The sequence below is a fragment of the Burkholderia mayonis genome, from assembly GCF_001523745.2.
GTDB classification, from domain to species: domain Bacteria; phylum Pseudomonadota; class Gammaproteobacteria; order Burkholderiales; family Burkholderiaceae; genus Burkholderia; species Burkholderia mayonis.
The window spans coordinates 1,871,630-1,889,271 of sequence record NZ_CP013387.1 but is presented as its reverse complement, the minus strand read 5'-3'; the positions used below and the strand labels follow the sequence as shown (position 1 = coordinate 1,889,271).

General features: G+C 68.3%; 13 protein-coding genes. 7 read left to right on the top strand and 6 right to left on the bottom strand.

The window, feature by feature from the left end; all coding sequences use genetic code 11:
* Positions 1 to 18: 18 nt before the first annotated feature.
* A complete protein-coding gene (locus tag WS70_RS27050) occupies positions 19 to 717 on the bottom strand; it encodes a TetR/AcrR family transcriptional regulator (RefSeq protein WP_082715992.1) in 699 nt (232 codons plus the stop codon).
* Positions 718 to 1,153: 436 nt separating this feature from the next.
* Between WS70_RS27050 and WS70_RS27045 the strand changes: the two genes are divergently transcribed.
* Entirely contained in the window at positions 1,154 to 1,501 is a 348-nt protein-coding gene (locus WS70_RS27045) for a hypothetical protein (RefSeq protein ID WP_059469968.1), read from the top strand.
* A 175-nt stretch (positions 1,502 to 1,676) separates the two neighbouring features.
* On the opposite strand, the gene WS70_RS27040 is transcribed toward WS70_RS27045, so the two are convergent.
* The 3 genes from WS70_RS27040 to WS70_RS27030 all read right to left on the bottom strand — a co-directional run bounded on the left by WS70_RS27040 (position 1,677) and on the right by WS70_RS27030 (position 4,732).
* Complete coding sequence (locus tag WS70_RS27040; protein WP_059469940.1) at positions 1,677 to 2,969, bottom strand: NAD(P)/FAD-dependent oxidoreductase; 1,293 nt, start codon at positions 2,967 to 2,969, stop codon at positions 1,677 to 1,679.
* Between the two features lie 348 nt (positions 2,970 to 3,317).
* The gene (locus tag WS70_RS27035) at positions 3,318 to 3,764 is read right to left on the bottom strand and encodes a type II toxin-antitoxin system Phd/YefM family antitoxin (RefSeq protein ID WP_059597411.1); all 447 of its coding nucleotides are present in this window, start codon (positions 3,762 to 3,764) and stop codon (positions 3,318 to 3,320) included.
* Positions 3,765 to 3,823: 59 nt separating this feature from the next.
* The gene (locus WS70_RS27030) at positions 3,824 to 4,732 is read right to left on the bottom strand and encodes a LysR substrate-binding domain-containing protein (protein WP_059469942.1); all 909 of its coding nucleotides are present in this window, start codon (positions 4,730 to 4,732) and stop codon (positions 3,824 to 3,826) included.
* Positions 4,733 to 4,910: 178 nt separating this feature from the next.
* Between WS70_RS27030 and WS70_RS27020 the strand changes: the two genes are divergently transcribed.
* From WS70_RS27020 to amaB, 3 genes are all read left to right on the top strand, one after another.
* Positions 4,911 to 5,930 carry a DUF1338 domain-containing protein gene (locus WS70_RS27020; RefSeq protein ID WP_059597410.1) on the top strand — a complete coding sequence of 340 codons (1,020 nt, stop codon included), beginning with the start codon at positions 4,911 to 4,913 and terminating at the stop codon, positions 5,928 to 5,930.
* Positions 5,931 to 5,984: 54 nt separating this feature from the next.
* Positions 5,985 to 7,202, top strand: coding sequence for an aminotransferase-like domain-containing protein (locus WS70_RS27015; RefSeq protein ID WP_059469944.1), 1,218 nt, complete (start codon positions 5,985 to 5,987; stop codon positions 7,200 to 7,202).
* 108 nt (positions 7,203 to 7,310) lie between these two features.
* Positions 7,311 to 8,822, top strand: coding sequence for an L-piperidine-6-carboxylate dehydrogenase (gene amaB, locus WS70_RS27010; protein WP_059469945.1), 1,512 nt, complete (start codon positions 7,311 to 7,313; stop codon positions 8,820 to 8,822).
* A 278-nt stretch (positions 8,823 to 9,100) separates the two neighbouring features.
* On the opposite strand, the gene WS70_RS27005 is transcribed toward amaB, so the two are convergent.
* Together WS70_RS27005 and WS70_RS27000 are read right to left on the bottom strand one after the other, a co-directional pair.
* Positions 9,101 to 9,679, bottom strand: coding sequence for a hypothetical protein (locus tag WS70_RS27005; RefSeq protein WP_059597409.1), 579 nt, complete (start codon positions 9,677 to 9,679; stop codon positions 9,101 to 9,103).
* 368 nt (positions 9,680 to 10,047) lie between these two features.
* Positions 10,048 to 11,049, bottom strand: a complete 1,002-nt coding sequence (locus WS70_RS27000; protein ID WP_059597408.1) for a LacI family DNA-binding transcriptional regulator — start codon at positions 11,047 to 11,049, stop codon at positions 10,048 to 10,050.
* A gap of 225 nt (positions 11,050 to 11,274) precedes the next feature.
* Here WS70_RS27000 and ptsP point away from each other — a divergent pair, with 225 nt between their 5' ends.
* The 3 genes from ptsP to WS70_RS26985 are packed head-to-tail and all read left to right on the top strand — an operon-like array spanning position 11,275 to position 17,060.
* Positions 11,275 to 13,803, top strand: coding sequence for a phosphoenolpyruvate--protein phosphotransferase (gene ptsP / locus WS70_RS26995; protein WP_059597407.1), 2,529 nt, complete (start codon positions 11,275 to 11,277; stop codon positions 13,801 to 13,803).
* Positions 13,800 to 15,104, top strand: coding sequence for a 1-phosphofructokinase family hexose kinase (locus WS70_RS26990; protein WP_082722293.1), 1,305 nt, complete (start codon positions 13,800 to 13,802; stop codon positions 15,102 to 15,104). Before ptsP ends, WS70_RS26990 begins: the two co-directional genes overlap by 4 nt.
* A 21-nt stretch (positions 15,105 to 15,125) precedes the next feature.
* A complete protein-coding gene (locus WS70_RS26985; RefSeq protein WP_059597406.1) occupies positions 15,126 to 17,060 on the top strand; it encodes a PTS fructose-like transporter subunit IIB in 1,935 nt (644 codons plus the stop codon).
* The last annotated feature ends 582 nt before the right edge of the window (positions 17,061 to 17,642 follow it).

Here is a 17,642-nt window from a genome sequence, read left to right as displayed (position 1 = left end):
CGCGCCGTGCGCCGACGATCAGCGTGCGACGTAACGCAAGACCGTCTCGGCGATCATCGCGCGATGCCGCGTGCGCAGTCGCGGCGACGACGGATCGCGGCCGAACGCCGTGCCGAACGTATAGCGGTTCGCGACGCGATGAAAGCAGAACGAGCTGATCAGCAGATGCAGATCGAACGGATCGACATCCTCGCGGAACGCGCCGCTTTCGACGCCGTGCGCGAGCAGGTCCTCGAGCGTCTTGATGATGCTGACGTTGCGGTTCTTGAACGACTTCAGCTGCTCGAGATACTTCGCGCCGTGAATGTTCTCGATCGTCACGAGGCGCACGAAGTCGCGATGCTTGTCGTGGTAGTCGAACGTGAATTCGACGAGCCGGCGCAAGCCCTCGCGCGGCTCCAGTTCGCCGACGTTCAGTTCGAGTTCGAGCGCGCGGATGTCGCCGTAGACTTTCTCGAGTACTGCTTCGTACAGCCCTTCCTTGCTGTCGAAGTAGTAGTAGAGCATCCGCTTCGTCGTGTTCGTGCGTTCGGCGATCGAATCGACGCGCGCGCCCGACAGCCCCATCGCGGAGAACTCCTGCGTGGCGACGTCGAGGATGTTGCGCTTCGTCTGTTCGGGATCGTATTTGCGGCGCGCCTCATCGCGCCGCGCATCGGCGTCGGGCGCGGCGGCCTTGCTTCCTTGTTTCATTTTGGCGTCATCGGGCGGCGGCATGGTCGGCGCATTCTAGCACGCGCCCCAATTGGCTTCGGCCCGATTCCTGGCTCTAAAAAAGGTCCTTCGAAGATTTCCGGGGATGTCGCTGTCCGCCCCCTTGCCGCCTTTTGAAGGTCCGTGCTCGAGCGTCCGAAGTTTCCGCCACGAGATCGGGAAATACAATATCAGGTTAATTAAATCGGCGATTTTTTAGCAATTTACCCAACAAATAATATGCCAGTTCAATATAGGGTAAACGATATAAATATTTTGCCTGACGGATGACAAGGCCGGCCTACCATTCTTCTTACCACGCTATAACGAGTGGCCTCATGCTGAAGAAGCGGAAACCAACTCAACATTTTAGAAACAGATTTTATCCGGATGCAATCTCACCGCGAATGTTCACGGTGGATTGGCGCTTGTCGCCCAATTTACAATCGGAGATATCATCATGGCATATAAAGGCGCAACATTGCTGACGAATCAATTTTTGCTCAAGGAAGACTACCTTGTCTCCACGGATGGTCGATACCAGTTCATTTTGCAGGACGATGGAAATCTCGTGCTGTACCGTCTGAGCGATCATCGGGCACTATGGGCATCCGGCACGAATGGCAAGGCCGTCTCAAAAGCAATCATGCAACAAGACGGCAATTTTGTGATCTACGGCTATCCCGGAGCCGTATGGGCAAGCGACACAAATGGCAAGCCGTATTCGACGCTCATCGTCCAGAATGACGGAAACGTCGTCATTTACGAACCGCAAGTACCCGTGTGGGCAACAGGCACCAACGAATAACGGTTGATCTGCGGCGAATAACAGGCGCGAATATTTCACCTTCCAAAACACCCAGGCCACATCTCTATATTTTTTATTTTGGCGGGTAAAAGTATTCGCGCTACAGATCGGACAAGCGATGCTTCACCGACCGGCGACGGTCTGCCTCGCGTCTCCCGAAAATCCCCGAAGAACCCTAAAAAACGGGTTTGTCGAAACGTGTGCGGCGGCGCGCGGCGAGCGCATCCCGCGCCTCGTACGCGCTGTACGTGAGTTGTGCGGCGGCCAGCCCGGCGAGGCCGAATGTGCGTGTGAGGCCGAACCTTGCGAAGCCGTCCGGCACGGGCCGCCGTTCGGCGAGCGCTGCTGCGAGCACCTCGCCCGCGACCGTCGTCGGCGCCATCCCGTGGCCGCCGAAGCCGACCGCGTGCCAGACGCCATCCGGGTCGCGTCCGATCTGCGGCATCTTGTGGCGCGCGTAGCTCATGAGCCCGCCCCACGCGAACTGCACGGCAACGTCGCGCAACTGTGGATAGACGCGCACGAGGTCGTGCTTGAGCAGCCGCGCGATGGCGTCCGGCCCGCGTTCGAGCACCGAGATGCGGCCGCCCCACAGGATGCGTGAGTCGGCGAGCGGCCGGTAGTAGTCGAAGGCGAAGCGGGTGTCGTAGACGGCCGACCGGCATGCGATCGCGTCGGCGAGCCGCGCGCCGAGCGGCTCGGTCGCGATCACGTAGGTCGCGATCGGCAGCACCGCACGCTCGATGCGCGGATACACGCCGCGCGCATAGCCGCCGCCCGCGAACACGACGCGCCGCGCACGCACGGCGCCGCCGTCTGTCGCGACGACGAAGCCCGCGCCGTCGCGGCGGATCGTGCGCGCGGCCGAATGCTCGTGGATCCGCGCGCCGCCGCGCGTGGCCGCGGCCGCGATGCCGAGCACGTACTTGAGCGGATGGAAGTGGAACGCGTTGCGCTCGAAGAGCCCGCCGTGATAGCGGTCGGTTTTCAGGCGCGTGCGCAACGCGTTTGCGTCGAGCGGCTCCCATTCGACGCCGAACACTTCCTTCATCAGCTTGCGCGGTGCGTTCAGGCGCGCCGGATCGTCGAACCAGTTCGCGAGGATCACGCCGCCGTCGACCAGCTCGCAGTCGATGCCGTAGCGCGCGGCGCGCGCGCGGATCAGGTCGATCGCGTCGATCGTCAACCGATAGAGCGCGCGTGCGGACTCGGGGCCGAGCATGCGCAGGAGATCCGCGTTGTCGAGGCTGTAACCGCCGAACACGAAGCCGCCGTTGCGGCCTGACGCGCCGAAGCCGACCGTCTGCGCGTCGAGCACCGCGACGTCGCGCACGCCGCGCTCGACGAGCCCGAGCGCTGTCGACAGGCCGGCGAGGCCGCCGCCGACGATGCAGACATCGACGTCGACGCGATCGGCGAGCGCGGGGTAGAGCGTGCGTGTCGCAGTGGCTTCGTAGTAGTTCTGCATGCGGTTGTCGTGTGTGAGCGAACGAGGATGAATGATCTGACTATCGTATCGGGTGTCTCGCGTGCGTTGAAGCAGAGTCTGCCCGGATGGACGGGCGGGCGTCGCGCGTTGCCGGCAGCCCTTGGAGGCTGGCGGATTCCGATTTCGAGTCGTTGTTCCCGGGGCTTTGTGTTCGGGGCGTGATTTCTCGCGGCTCGACGCTCGGCCAGTTGTTTCAATCTTTGCCGACCGCCGACCGCCGACCGCCGACCGCCGACCGCCGACCGCCGACCGCCGACCGCCGACCGCCGACTACCGACTACCGACTACCGCGAACCGCGCGGCGTCAACCGCCAACCGCCCCGGCCATCAACCGTCGTCTGCGGCGCGTGAACCGCATGCGTCGTGCATCGGACGCGTGCCGCCGCCGCGCGGCGAGCCGTCCGCGGCGTCGCGGGCGCCCCCGGTGCGGCACTCAACTGGCGACGCGTCCAAGCCGCCACCCGAGTCGCCCGTCGTACTGTCATTGGCCAAAGGCGCAATGCCTTCGGCCGCAATATCTGCGACCTCATCGCTCCCATCGCCGCCTTTGCCGCCCCCGGTCCCGCCGTGCATCGGCCCGGCCTCTGTCTGCGCCGCCCGATCGCGCTCGAGCCGATGATAGTGATCGAGCCGCCTGGCGTCGATCAGCGCGACGTACGCCGCGCCGTTCTTCGTGATGATCTTCTCGCCGCCGTCCCGCGCCTCGTCGGCCAGCTCGGAAAAGCGGGCGCGGGCGATGGACAGTGGCACGATGTCGCCGATGTGAATGGTCATGGTCGATCTCGCGTGGCCGGCTGCCGCCGGCCGATGAACGGATGAACAGGATGGTCGCGTCAGCTTATCGTCCGTGTCGGCGCGACGGAATCCAGCCATTCGGCCAACGCGACGAACGGCTCGCTGTCGGCGGCGGCGTCGGGCGCGACGAGGTAGTAGCCGGCGTCGCTCGGCAGCCGCAGGTCGAGCGGCGCGCAAAGGCGCCCCGACGCAAGCTCGTCGGCGACGAGGAGCGCCGGCATCAGCGCGACCCCCATTCCCGCGTGCGCGGCCGCCGTCAGCATCGTGAACAGTTCGTAGCGCGGCCCGCGCACCGCGCGCAGGTCGTTGTCGAGGCCGTGCGCGCGGAACCAGTCGCGCCATGCGTCCGCGCGCGTCGACAGGTGCAGGAGCGGCAAATCGAGCAGCGCGTCGCGCGTGATCCGCCGTCCGCCCGCGGGCAGCAGCGCCGGACTGCAGACGGGCAGCATGTCGCCTTCGAGGAACAGCAGCCGCCCTTGCGTGCCGGGCCACAGCGCGTGGCCGAAATAGATCGCCGCGTCGAACGTCGAATCGCTGAACAGGAACGGCTCAGTGCGCACCGACAGATTGACCGTGATGTCGGGCCGCAGCGCGCGGAACCGCGGCAGGCGTGGAATCAGCCATTGGCTCGCGAACGTCGGCACGACCGCGAGCTCGAGCGTCGCGCCGATCCCGCGCTGCGCCATCAGTTCGAGCGTATCGCGCTCGATCCGCTCGAGGTTGCGGCGCACGAGCGCCGCGTAGTGCCGGCCGTGCGGCGTCAGCACGACCCGCTTCTTGATCCGCAGGAACAACGCGACGCCGAGCCGCTCCTCCAGCGACGTGATCTGACGGCTGACCGCGCTTTGCGTGAGCGCGAGCTCGTCGGCCGCGCGGGTGAAGCTTTCGTGGCGGGCCGCCGCTTCGAAGACCTGCAGCGCCGCGAGGTTCGGAATGCCTTTTCGCATCGACGGATGAAAGATCGGAAATTTGTAACTTGGTGAGTTTTTGGAATGAACTGGTGAGTTTATATCAATTGCCGAGCCAATTTCGCGCATTGAGAATTGACCCTCTGATCATTTCAGCGCGCCGCTCAATGCGTGGCGCGCATGCCGCCAGAAAGACGCAAACCCACGGAAGAACCCGATGAACGCGAACCTCGCCGCCTTGCTCGCCACCGTTTCCGATCAGCCGACCATCGACAAGTTGATGCGGCTGATGCATGTCCCGACGTGTTTCGAGCGCTGCGAGCCGGGCGTCGTCACGCGCGCCGAGCTCGCGCAGGCGCTCAACATGGCGCTGTTCGCGGATCTGCTCGAACGGGTGCCGACGGGCCGCGCGTACACGCGCGACGTCGCGCGCGACGGCGGCCGCGTGACGTTCGACCATGGCGCGCTGCGCACCGTGCGCTGGCCGTCGTGCGGCGCGCTGCCGCCCGGCGAAGCGGCATTCACGCGCATTCTTCGGCCGCTCGGCTATCGGCTGAACGGCACGTATCCGCTCGAACGCCTCAAGATGACGGGCCGCTCGTACGCGCATCTCGACGCGCCCGACCAGATCGCGCAGTTCTTCGTCAGCGAACTGCATCCGGAGCGCTTCAGCGCCGCGTTCCAGCAGGCCGTGACGAACGTGCTCGGGACGTCGGCCGATCCGCTGACGCCGCAGGCGGTCGCGACGCTCGCCGAGCTCGAGCGCGACGCGTCGCTGCCGCTTGCCGGCGCCTGCGCGCTGGTGCCCGTGCTCGTGCGCTGCTTCGATCGCCAGCATGCGTCGCCTGCGCTTGCCGATTACGAAACGCTGCTCGCCGAGTCGGCCGAGATGGCGTGGATCGCGACCGAAGGCAACGCGTTCAATCATGCGACCGACCGCGTGCCCGACGTCGACGCGCTCGCCGCCGCGCAGCGCGCGCTGGGGCGGCCGATCAAGCCGGCCGTCGAGGTGTCGCGCTCGGGGCGCGTGCGGCAGACCGCATTCCGCGCGGACCCTGTGACGCGCACGTTGGTTGACGCGTCCGGCGCGCTCGTCGAGCGCGAGGTGCCGGGCTCGTTCTACGAATTCATCACGCGTGACGCGGTCGCCGATGCCGAGACCGGCCGCCGCGCGCTCGATCTGAGCTTCGACGCGGGCAACGCCACCGGCATCTTCAAGATGACGGCCGCCGCCTGAGTCGCCCGGCTTTCCGTCCGCCTTTCGCCCGACTTCCATCGTACCGGAGCCGCCATGACGCTCGCCGCCGCCGTCGATTACCCGTTCGCCGCGCCGTTCGCCGATCCGCAGGGATCGCCGATCCGCGAGCTGTTCAAGCACGTCGGCAAGCCGGGGATGATCTCGTTCGCGGGCGGCTATCCGTCCGCCGATCTGTTCGATCGGGAAGGCATCGCGGCCGCGTTCGCGGACGCGGCCCGCGACGATCCGCTCGCGTGCCTGCAGTACGGCGACACGGCGGGCCAGCCGGGCCTGCGCCGCGCGCTCGCGGACTGGATGGCGAGCGCGCGCGGCGTGACGTGCGACGCTTCGCAGGTGCTCGTCACGACGGGCTCGCAGCAAGGTTTCGACCTGCTCGTGCGCACGCTGATCGAGCCGGGCGACGTCGCGCTCGTCGAGGCGCCCGCGTATCCGGCCGCGCTGCAGGCGTTGCGGCTCGCGGGCGCGAAACTCGTGCCGGTGCGCACCGACGGCGACGGCGTCGATCCCGATGCGCTCGCCGTGCTGCTCGCCGCGTGGCCTGCGAGCGAGCGTCGCCCGAAGCTGCTGTACACGGTGCCGACGTTCGCGAACCCGACGGGCGCGACGCTGCCGCCGGCGCGCCGCGCGACGCTCGCCGCGCTCGCGGCCGACGCGCAATTCGTGCTCGTCGAAGACGACCCGTACGCGGACCTGCGCTTCTCCGGCGAGCCGGTGAAGCCGGTGCTCGCGCACGCCGGCGCCGAAGACTGGACCGTCTACCTCGGCAGTCTGTCGAAGATCGTCGCGCCGGGCTTGCGGATCGGCTGGGCGGTCGCGCCCGCCGCGATCGCGCGCCGGATGACGGTCGCGAAGCAGACGAGCGATTTGTGCACCGCGCCGATCGCGCAGGAGGCGATCCGGCGCTATCTGGACAGCGGCCGGCTCGCCGCGCATCTGCGCACGATCGCGCAGACTTACGGGAGCCGCTGCCGCGCGCTCGTCAGCGCGCTCCGGCAATTCGTGCCGGACGAAGTCGAGTGGCGCGAGCCGGCGGGCGGCATGTTCGTGTGGGCGCGCCTGACGGCCGGCCGCGACGCCGCGGAGGCGCTCAAGCGCGCGCTCGCGCACAACGTGATGTATGTGCCGGGCGCGGCGTTCTACGCGCGCGACGCGGACGCGAGCAGCCTGCGGCTGTCGTTCGCCGCACCGGGCGAAGCGGAGATCTTCGAGGGCGTGCGCCGGCTGCGCGCGGCGCTCGCGGCGGACCGCTAGGCCGAACGGCCAGGCCGCTTGCATGCGGCGCGCGAACGCGGTCCAATCGATTCATTCGCGGCGGCGACGCCGCACCGATCAACCTGATTCCGTTCTGAAGAGGAAGCGATGCAATTCAACGACATTCTCGCCGCGCTCGACGTCGATCTGGCCGGCTGGCAAGGCAGCGCGCTGACCGCCCGGTCGCCCGTCGACGGCGCGACGCTCGCGACGCTCGCCGCCGACAGCCCGGCCGAAACCGAGCGCAAGATCGACGCCGCGCATCAAGCGTTCCTCAAGTGGCGCACGGTGCCCGCGCCCGTGCGCGGCGAGCTCGTGCGCGTGTTGGGCAACGTGCTGCGCGAGCACAAGGCGGCGCTCGGCCGGCTCGTCACGCTCGAAGCGGGCAAGATCGCGTCCGAGGGCCTCGGCGAAGTGCAGGAGATGATCGACATCTGCGATTTCGCGGTCGGCCTGTCGCGGCAGTTGTATGGCCTCACGATCGCGTCCGAGCGCCCCGGCCACCGGATGATGGAAACCTGGCATCCGCTCGGCGTGTGCGGCGTGATCTCCGCGTTCAATTTCCCGGTCGCCGTATGGTCGTGGAACGCGGCGCTCGCGTTCGTCTGCGGCGACCCGGTCGTCTGGAAGCCGTCCGAGAAGACGCCGCTCACCGCGATCGCTTGCCATGCGCTGTTCGCGAAGGCGGTACGCGCATTCGACAAGACGCATCCGGGCGTCGTGCCGGAAGGGCTGCATCAGCTCGTGCTCGGCGGCCGCGACGTCGGCGAGGCGCTCGCCGCTTCGCCGAAGGTGCCGCTCGTGTCCGCGACGGGCAGCGTGCGGATGGGCATCGAGGTCGCGCAGGTGCTGAGCCGGCGCCTCGCGCGCAGCCTCCTCGAACTCGGCGGCAACAACGGGATGATCGTCGCGCCGAGCGCGGATCTCGATCTCGTCGTGCGCGCGGTCACGTTCGCGTCGGTCGGCACCGCGGGCCAGCGCTGCACGACGCTGCGCCGGCTGATCGTGCATCGCAGCGTCGCCGATCAACTGCTGCCGCGCCTCGAGAAGGCGTTCGCATCGGTGAAGGTCGGCGATCCGCTCGAGACGGGCACGCTGGTCGGCCCACTGATCGACCGCGCGGCATTCGACGCGATGCAAAAGGCGCTCGCCGATGCGCGCGAGCAGGGCGGCGATGTGAAGGGCGGCGAGCGCGTCGACGTGGGCCATGCGGACGCGTACTACGTGCGCCCGGCGCTCGTGCGGATGCCGAAGCAGACGGCCGTCGTCACGCGCGAGACGTTCGCGCCGATTCTCTATGTGCTTGTCTACGACGACTTCGGCGATGCGCTCGCGATCCACAACGGCGTGCCGCAAGGGCTGTCGTCGGCGATTTTCACGAACGACGTGCGCGAAGCCGAGCAGTTCATGTCGGCGGCGGGCAGCGATTGCGGGATCGTCAACGTGAACATCGGCACGAGCGGCGCGGAGATCGGCGGCGCGTTCGGCGGCGAAAAGGAGACGGGCGGCGGTCGCGAATCGGGCTCGGACGCCTGGAAGAGCTACATGCGCCGCGCGACGAACACGATCAACTACAGCCGCGAATTGCCGCTCGCGCAGGGCGTGAAGTTCGACGTGTAAGCGGCAGCACGGCGGTTCGGAAGGGCGCGCGTGTGGTCCGCTTGCGCGCCGCCCGAAGAAAAAGGCTCGGGGTCGATTCCGAGCCTTTTTCCTGTCGCGCTTCCGGCACGCGCCGATTCCGATCGTCGCTGCACGCAGCCGCCCATGTCAGGCCGACGCGTGCGTTCGGCGAGCGTTTGCCGGGATCGCGGCCCGGTAGCGAAGGCCGACGGCTTGTCGTATTTCGTCGAGGCCGGCGCTTGGCGCGAAAGCGGATCGGCAAATGATGGTGCGGGGCGTCAGAACCAGCCGGATATCCATCCCGCGATTCCCTTGAACGTACTTTTGATGCTGTCCCAGGCGTTGTGGAGCCACGCGACGACATCTCTTACGACGCCCACGATGAAATCCGCAATCTTGTTGAAAAGATCATTGAAGAAGTTGCCGATCTTATCCATCAACGCAACAATGGGGTGCTGAAGTTCAGGGTGTTCCAGTCCGATTTTGATCGCCGTGTCGAAAATCTTGTCGATTCTCGTGTTGGAATCCTCCTTCGCCTTTTTTCTCTGTTCTTCCATCTTCTTTTTGAATTCTTCGACGGAAGCGGGAGACGCTCCTGAACTCTTCAGTGCTTCGGTTGCGCGGACGATACCGGTTTCGATTCCGCTCGCTTCTTCCTGCCCCGACGATTGAGCGTCGATTTGCAAACCCTTCAGCAAATCGTTTTCCTGCGCCGAAAGCTTCGCGGAAGACGACTGCGCTGCACTGAAATAAGAAGCAAGATGCTGCGATGCGGCATAGCGACGAGGCGACGTTTGACCGAGCGAGGATTTGTAGTGCGTGCGCATTTCCTCCAGGACATCGACAAATTGGCTCATTTTGTGACTCCTCGAAAAGCACGGATTTAATTTGAATGTGAGAGCCGTGCCGACCATCTCTCGACTAAAGATTAGGATTTATTCAGTGGCGAATACCCACCATTTTTGTTAGCTTGACATTGTTGGGGAATGGGTTTTTTTGACGGCGGCGGGCGGAATTTGCCGCTTCACGCCAGTGCGCCTCGGGTTTCGATTCCGTCATGCGTGGTCGTCGCCCGGACAAGACGCGCGGCGAGCGCGGCATGCCATCGTGTCGATGCGCGAACGGCGCCGAACATGGTTCACGAACGGCGGGCACGTACGAAGGCTGCGGCTCGTCGGCTTTACCGCACCGGGCCGTGGACAGGCTGCTCCGGCATGCTGAGCGCTTACGCGTCCGCTCGCGCCGCAGTCGAGCCCCGCACGATCAACTCCCCGGGCAGTACCAGCGTGCGCGCGGACATCGCCGGATCGGCGAGCCGTTGCGTCAGCAACTGCATCGCGTTCTTGCCGATTTCGTAGACGGGTTGCGCGATCACCGTCACGCCGGGTGTGACGAGATCCGTCCACGCGTCGTTGTCGAAGCCCGCGAGCGCGACATCGTCCGGCACGCGCGCGCCGTGCTCGCGCAGCGCGCGATATGCGCCGAGCAGCAGCAGGCCGTTGCTCGCGACGATCGCGTCGGGCCGCGCGGCCGCATCGCTCGCGAGCCATGCGTGCACGCGCGCATGTGCGGCCTGCGGATGCGGATCGACGAACTCCGCTTCGGCCGGCAACGCGTGGCGGCGCAGCGCGTCGACGAACGCCGCATGTCGTTCGCGGCCGGTCGTGCTCGCGTTGCCGAACAGTCCCGCGACGCGCCGGTAGCCGCGCTCGACGAGGTGCTCGACGAGCCGCGTCGCCGCGTCGCGGTTGTCGAGCGTGATTGCATCGGCCACGCCCGCCGGCCCCGCGCGGTCGATCATCACGACCGGAAACGCGTGCGCGCGCGCATCGAAATGCCGCGCGGCGTCGTACGTCGGCGAATAGATGACGCCCGTCACCCGCTCGCTCTCCATCAGTCGCAGATACATCGCTTCCTTTTCCGGATTCTCGTCGGTGTTGCAGAGGATCACGCGCATCCCTTGCGCATACGCGGCGTCTTCGACCGCGCGGCTCACCTCGGTGAAGAACGGGTTGCGCACGTCGGAGACGATGAGGCCGATCGTCGCGGTATCGCCCGAGCGCAGCCGGCGCGCGGCCGCGTTCGGCCGGTAATCGAGCCGCTCGATCACCTCGAGCACGCGCCGGCGCACGGTGTCGCGCACCGGACCGTTGTTCGACAGCACGCGCGAGACCGTCGTGACCGACACGCCCGCTGCTTCCGCGACATCCTTGATTCGTAACGCCATGGCAACTGGAATCGATTTCTTTTCGGATCGGTATTTACCCTGAATCCGGGTGACGGAAACACTGCCTGGCGCATACGCCGCCGCCGCCCGTGGACAGGCCTTTTGGCTATTCTAGCGAGGGCCGTCGTACATTTCACGCAGTTTCCTGAAATCAGGGAACGCTTGACGGTGAAAGTGGTATCGATTTCAATACGCACATTCCAACGATTGATCTCAGGAGACGCGATGCCGCCGTTGCTCACAGCGGAACTCGTCCGGCTCGGCGCGAAGGCCGGTTCGAAACACGATGCGATCGGCCAGGCCGGCGCGCTGCTCGTCGAGGCGGGCGTCATCGAGCCCGGCTATGTCGACAGCCTGCACGGCCGCGAGACGGTGGCGAACACGTATCTCGGCAGCGGCGTCGCGATTCCGCACGGGTTGCAGGAGGATCGCCATCTGATCCGCCGCACGGGCGTCGCGGTGCTGCAGGTGCCGGACGGCGTCGAGTGGCAGGGCGGTGAGCGCGCGCGTCTTATCGTCGCGATCGCCGCGCAGTCCGACGAACACATCGCGCTGTTGCAGCGCCTGACCCGGCTGATCGGCGATCCGCCGCAGCTCGAGCGGCTGCTCGCCGCGCGCGATCCGCAAGCGATCGTCGACGCGCTGAACGGCGCGGGCGCAGCGCGCGCGGCAGGCGCCGCCGTCGTCGAGGCGACGCCCGCCGACTACGCGCACAAGGTCGACGTGATCCTCGACTACCCGCACGGCCTGCACGCGCGGCCCGCGAGCGCGTGGGTCGCGACCGCGAAGCGGTATCGGGCGGCGTTGCGCGTGCGCCATGGCGACGTCGCCGCCGATCCGAAGAACCTCGTCAGCCTGCTGCAGCTCGGCGCGACCCCGCAGGCGCGGCTCGTCGTGTCCGCGCAGGGCGTCGACGCGGCCGACGCGCTCGCGGCGCTCGCACGCACGATCGAAGCGCTCGCCGCCGAGGAGCATGCGCGCGCGGCGGCCGCGCAGGCGCGCCGGCAGAGCGTGCAGCCCGCGCTGTGGACGCCGGAGGATCCTGCGACCGCGATCGAAGGGATCGGCGCGGGGCCGGGCCTCGTGACGGGGCCGGTGCGCGTGCTGCGCGCGACGCGCGTCGACATCGAAGACAGGCCGGGCGACACGCTCGACGCGACGCGTCGTCTCGACCAGGCGCTGATCGAGACCGCCGCCGAGCTCGACGCGCTCGCGCGCGAGACCGCGTCGCGGCTCGGCGCGGCCGAAGGCGAAATCTTCGTCGCGCAGCGGGAGCTGCTGAACGACACCGAGCTGCTCGGCGAGACCGCGCGACTGATCGTCGACGGGCACGGGCTCGCGTGGGCGTGGCATCAGGCCGCCGAAGCACAGGCCGAACGGCTCGCCGCGCTGCCCGATTCGCTCCTCGCCGCACGCGTGACCGACCTGCGCGACGTCGCGCGGCGCGTGCTGCGGCATCTCGGCGAGACGGGCGCGGGCGACGCGACGGGTGGCGGCGGCGACGCAAACGCGCCGTCGATTCTGATCGCCGAAGACCTGACACCATCCGACACCGCGCGGCTCGACCCGGCCGTGACACTCGGTTTCTGCACGGTCGCGGGCGGCCCGACGTCGCACACGGCGATCCTCGCGCGCACGCTCGGCGTGCCGGCGGCGGTCGCGTGCGGCGCGAGGCTGATGGAGGTTGCCGACGGCGCGCGCGCGGTGCTCGACGGCAACGCGGGGCGGCTGTACGTCGGCGTGTCGGCGCGCGACGCCGAGCGCGCGCGTCAGGTCGAGCAGCGCCTGCTCGAGGAGCGGCGGCGCGCGAGCGCGAACCGCGCGCTGCCTGCGGCGACGCTCGACGGCCACGTGCTCGAGATCGGCGCGAACATCACGCGGCCGGGCCAGGTCGCCGACGCGCTCGCGCAGGGCGCGGACGGCGTCGGCCTGATGCGCACCGAGTTCCTGTTTCTCGAGCGCCGCGACGCGCCCGACGAGGACGAGCAATACGCGTGCTACAAGCAGATGGTCGACGCGAGCGGCGGCCGGCGTCTCATCATTCGCACGCTCGACATCGGCGGCGACAAGCAGGTGCCGTATTTGAATCTGCCGCACGAATCGAATCCGTTCCTCGGCGTGCGCGGGCTGCGCCTGTGCCTGCGGCGTCCTGACCTGTTCGTGCCGCAGCTTCGCGCGCTTTATCGCGCGGCGAAGGAAGGGCCGCTCTGGATCATGTTCCCGATGGTGTCGACGCTCGACGAGGCGCGCGAGGCGATCGCGCTCGCCGAAACCGTGCGCGCGGAGCTCGACGCGCCGAAGGTGCCGCTCGGCATCATGGTCGAGACGCCGTCGGCCGCTGCGCTCGCCGATCATTTCGCGCAGGTCGTCGACTTCTTCTCGATCGGCACGAACGACTTGACGCAATATGTGCTCGCGATCGACCGCGAGCACCCGGAGCTCGCGCGGCTCGCCGAAAGCCTGCATCCGGCTGTGCTGCGGATGATCCGGCAGACGGTCGACGGCGCGCGCCGTCATCGCAAGTGGGTCGGCGTGTGCGGCGGGCTCGCGGGCGATCCGCTCGGCGCGTCGATTCTCGCGGGCCTGGGCGTCGACGAACTGTCGATGAGCGCGCGCGACGTCGCCGCGGTGAAGACGCGGCTGCGCGGCGCGCGGCTCGACGCGCTGCAGGCGCTCGCGCGGCGCGCGCTCGACTGCGCGGACGTCGATGCGGTGCGCGCGCTCGATTCGGCCGAGATCCGGGTGGCCGCATGACGACCGTCGTGACCGTGACGCCGAATCCGGCGCTCGACCAGACCGTGCGCGTGTCCAACCTGACGCTCGGCGACGTGAACCGCGCGGAGTCGCTCGAATTCAACGCGGGCGGCAAGGGCGTGAACGTCGCCGGCTGCCTCGCCGACTACGGGATCGCGACGATCGCGACCGGGCTGCTCGGCGCGGCCGACAGCGCGGCGTTCGACGCGATGTTCGCCGACAAGCAGATCGCGGACCGCTTCGTGCGGATCGCGGGGCGCACGCGGATCAACGTGAAGCTCGTCGATTCGGCGCGCGGCGAGACGACCGACATCAATCTCGCGACGTCGCTGCCGACGCCCGCCGACGTCGCGGCGCTCGAGCGCCGGATGATCGAGCTCGCGGCGCCCGGCCGCTGGCTCGTGCTCGCGGGCAGCCTGCCGCCGGGCGTCGACGCGTCGTTCTACCGGCGCGCGACGCGCGCGCTGCACGGCGCAGGCGCGCGCGTCGCGCTCGACACGAGCGGCGCGCCGCTCGCCGATGCGCTCGCGGCCGACGATCCGCGCGAGTTGCCGGATCTCGTGAAGCCGAATCTCGCGGAGCTCGAAGCGGCGCTCGGCCGCGCGTTGCGCGACGAGGACGCGATCGTGCGTGCGGCGTGCGAGCTTGCCGCGCGCGGGATCGCGTATGTCGTCGTGTCGCTTGGCGCGAAGGGCGCGTTGGGCGTCGCGGCGGATGTCGGGGCGAGGGCTTTGGGCGCATCGGAGGTATCGGAAGTATCGGAAGTATCGGAAGCGCCGGCGGCATCGAAGGCATCGGTCGGATCGCGGACGTTCGATGCGACAAAGTCGTCGAAGCTGGAGACCGTGGACGCGCTCGCATCTTCGACCGCATCGCCGGGATCCGAAGGGCGGCTGTTGTCGATGGTACGTTCGGCATCGCCCGCATCGGTTGCATCGCCCGTATCGGCATCGCCCGTATCGGCATCACCCACATCGACAACCGCAGGCGCGCCGACCTCGCCGCAACGCGCCACCCCGCATCCGGCCATCTATCGGATCTTCCGCGCGACGCCGCCGCGCGTGCCCGTCGCGAGCACGGTCGGCGCGGGCGATGCGTTCGTCGCTGGGCTCGTCGCGAGCCTGACCGAAGCGCGCGCGTGGGGCGACGCGGGCCGTCGCGCCACCGCGTTCGCGGCTGCGAAGCTCGCGCGCGTCGGCCCGCATTTGCCCGATCGCACGACGCTCGACGCACTCGCCGCGCAGGTCGAAGTCGAGACTTTCACGCTGACCGCCGCGGCGGACGGCGTCGTTCATTCATAAGCCGGCAGGCCGGAGGCACGCATGAAAAAATTGATCGGACTCGTGGCGGCGCCGGCGCGGACGGCCGCGCCGGCCTTCGCCGCGCACGCGCTGAACCGCGCGGCGCAGGCGCGCGGCATCGCGCTCGCGCTCGAAACGCGCAGCGCGCTCGGCGTGCAGACACCGTTGTCCGCCGACCAGATCGACGCGGCGAGCGCCGTGCTGATCGCGGCGGACGACCCGGCGTCGATCGACGAAGCGCCGTTCGCGGGCAAGACGATTCACCGCGTGTCGGTCGACGACGCGATCCGCGACGCGCACGCGGTGCTCGCGCGCGCGGCGGGCTGCGCGTCCGAGGCGGCCGTCGCGGATGCGTCCGCACACGCGGCAAACGGCGCGGCGCCCGTCGGCGGCGCGGTATCGGCTGCTTCGCGAGCGGAGGCGCAAGCGGTGCGCGGCGCGCCGGCCGCGTCGCTCGCGGCGGCGCGTTCCGGCGTTGCCGAAGCGCCGCGCGCGCCGATTGCGGCGTCGGCCGACGCCCGTCCGCTGAAGATCGTCGCGATCACGTCGTGCCCGACCGGCATCGCCCATACGTTCATGGCGGCCGAGGGGCTCGCGCAAGGCGCGCAGGCGCTCGGCCATGCGATCCACGTCGAGACGCAGGGCTCGGTCGGCGCGCAGAACAAGCTGACCGATGCGCAGATCGCCGAAGCGGATCTCGTCGTGATCGCCGCCGACACGCAGGTCGACAAGCGCCGCTTCAAGGGCAAGCGGCTCTACGAGACGGGCACGAAGGGCGCGATCGGCAAGGGCGCGGCGCTGATCGGGCGGGCGATCGCCGAGGCGCGCATCGAAGGCGGCGCGGCGGCGGGCGCCGGGGCGGGCGCGGGCGCGCCGGCGCTTGCCGATCAGGTCGCGGCCGCGAAGCAGGCGCGCGCCGCGAAAGCGGGCGGCCCGTATCGACATTTGATGACGGGCGTGTCGTACATGCTGCCGTTCGTCGTCGCGGGCGGCCTGCTGATTGCGCTGTCGTTCGCGCTCGGCGGCATCTACGCGTTCGACGACGCACACAAGGGCACGCTCGCGTGGTCGCTGTTCCAGATCGGCGCGAAGTCGGCGTTCGCGCTGATCGTGCCGGCGCTGTCCGGCTACCTCGCATATTCGATCGCCGACCGGCCGGGCATCACGCCGGGGATGGTCGGCGGGATGCTCGCCGCGAGCCTGAATGCGGGCTTTCTCGGCGGGATCGCGTCGGGCTTCCTCGCGGGCTACGCGGCGCTCCTGATCAACCGGCATCTGAAGCTGCATCGCAACCTCGAAGGGCTGAAGCCGGTGCTGATCATTCCGCTGCTGTCGACGCTCATCGTCGGGCTGTTGATGATCTACGTGGTCGGCTCGCCCGTCGCGGCCGCGCTGCACGCGCTCGAAGGCTGGCTGCGCTCGATGCAGGCGGGCAGCGCGGTCGTGCTCGGGCTGATCCTCGGCGGGATGATGGCGGTCGACATGGGCGGTCCGGTGAACAAGGCCGCGTATGCGTTCAGCGCGGGACTGATCGCGAGCCACGTCTACACGCCGATGGCCGCGACGATGGCGGCCGGGATGACGCCGCCCCTCGGCATCGCGCTCGCGACCTGGCTGTTCCGCCAGCGCTTCGGCGCCGAGGAGCGCGAAGCGGGGAAGGCGGCCGCGGTGCTCGGCATCGCGTTCATCACCGAAGGCGCGATTCCGTTCGCGGCGCGCGATCCGATGCGCGTGATTCCCGCGTGCATCGCCGGCTCGGCGGTGACGGGCGCGATCTCGATGGCGGCGGGCGCCGAGCTGAAGGTGCCGCACGGCGGGATCTTCGTGCTGCCGATTCCGAATGCGGTCACGCATCTCGGCGTGTATGCGCTGGCGATCGTCGTCGGGACGCTCGTGACGGCGGTTGCGGTCGGCGCGCTGAAGCGGACGCCGCAGCCGGCGGTTGCGGGCACTTGAGATCGGGACGGCGGGCGCGGCGGCGGTTGCCGTGCGCCGTTCGGGTTTCTTTCTTGCGGCCGGGCCGAAATTGCCGGGGCATGCGTGAAACCGTGCGCCGAACGCGGCGTGCGCAAAAATCGACGAGTCAGATCGCGCCGGGTTGGTTCGGCGGCGGTTCGGGTGGGCTAACGCGACAGCCGACATTCAATAAGTCTAGCGTTTTCGCACGTCCTTGCGCGGATGGGGACGGCGGCGGGACGTCGCCGATCATCACCGCGCCACGTTCCATGCGGGTCGCCGCGCAGGTTTCTTGACGCGTGCGCGTTTGCAGCACACGCACGCTTTCGGCGGCTGTCCGAGTGGATGCTCGTCGAGCCTTGCAAGCGGCGGCGCAGGTTTGCATTCCTCGATGGTTCGCGTATTTCGTACGATTTCTGCTTGCCATTTGCCATTTGCCATTTGCCGCCCACCGCCCACTGCTTACCGCGCGTTGTTCGCTATTTGCTGTTCGCAGCTCGCAACTCACGGTTCGCAGTTCGCAGTGCGTCATGCGCCGCTCGTCGTGCGAAATGCGAAGCGCGACCTCGACGACATGCGATG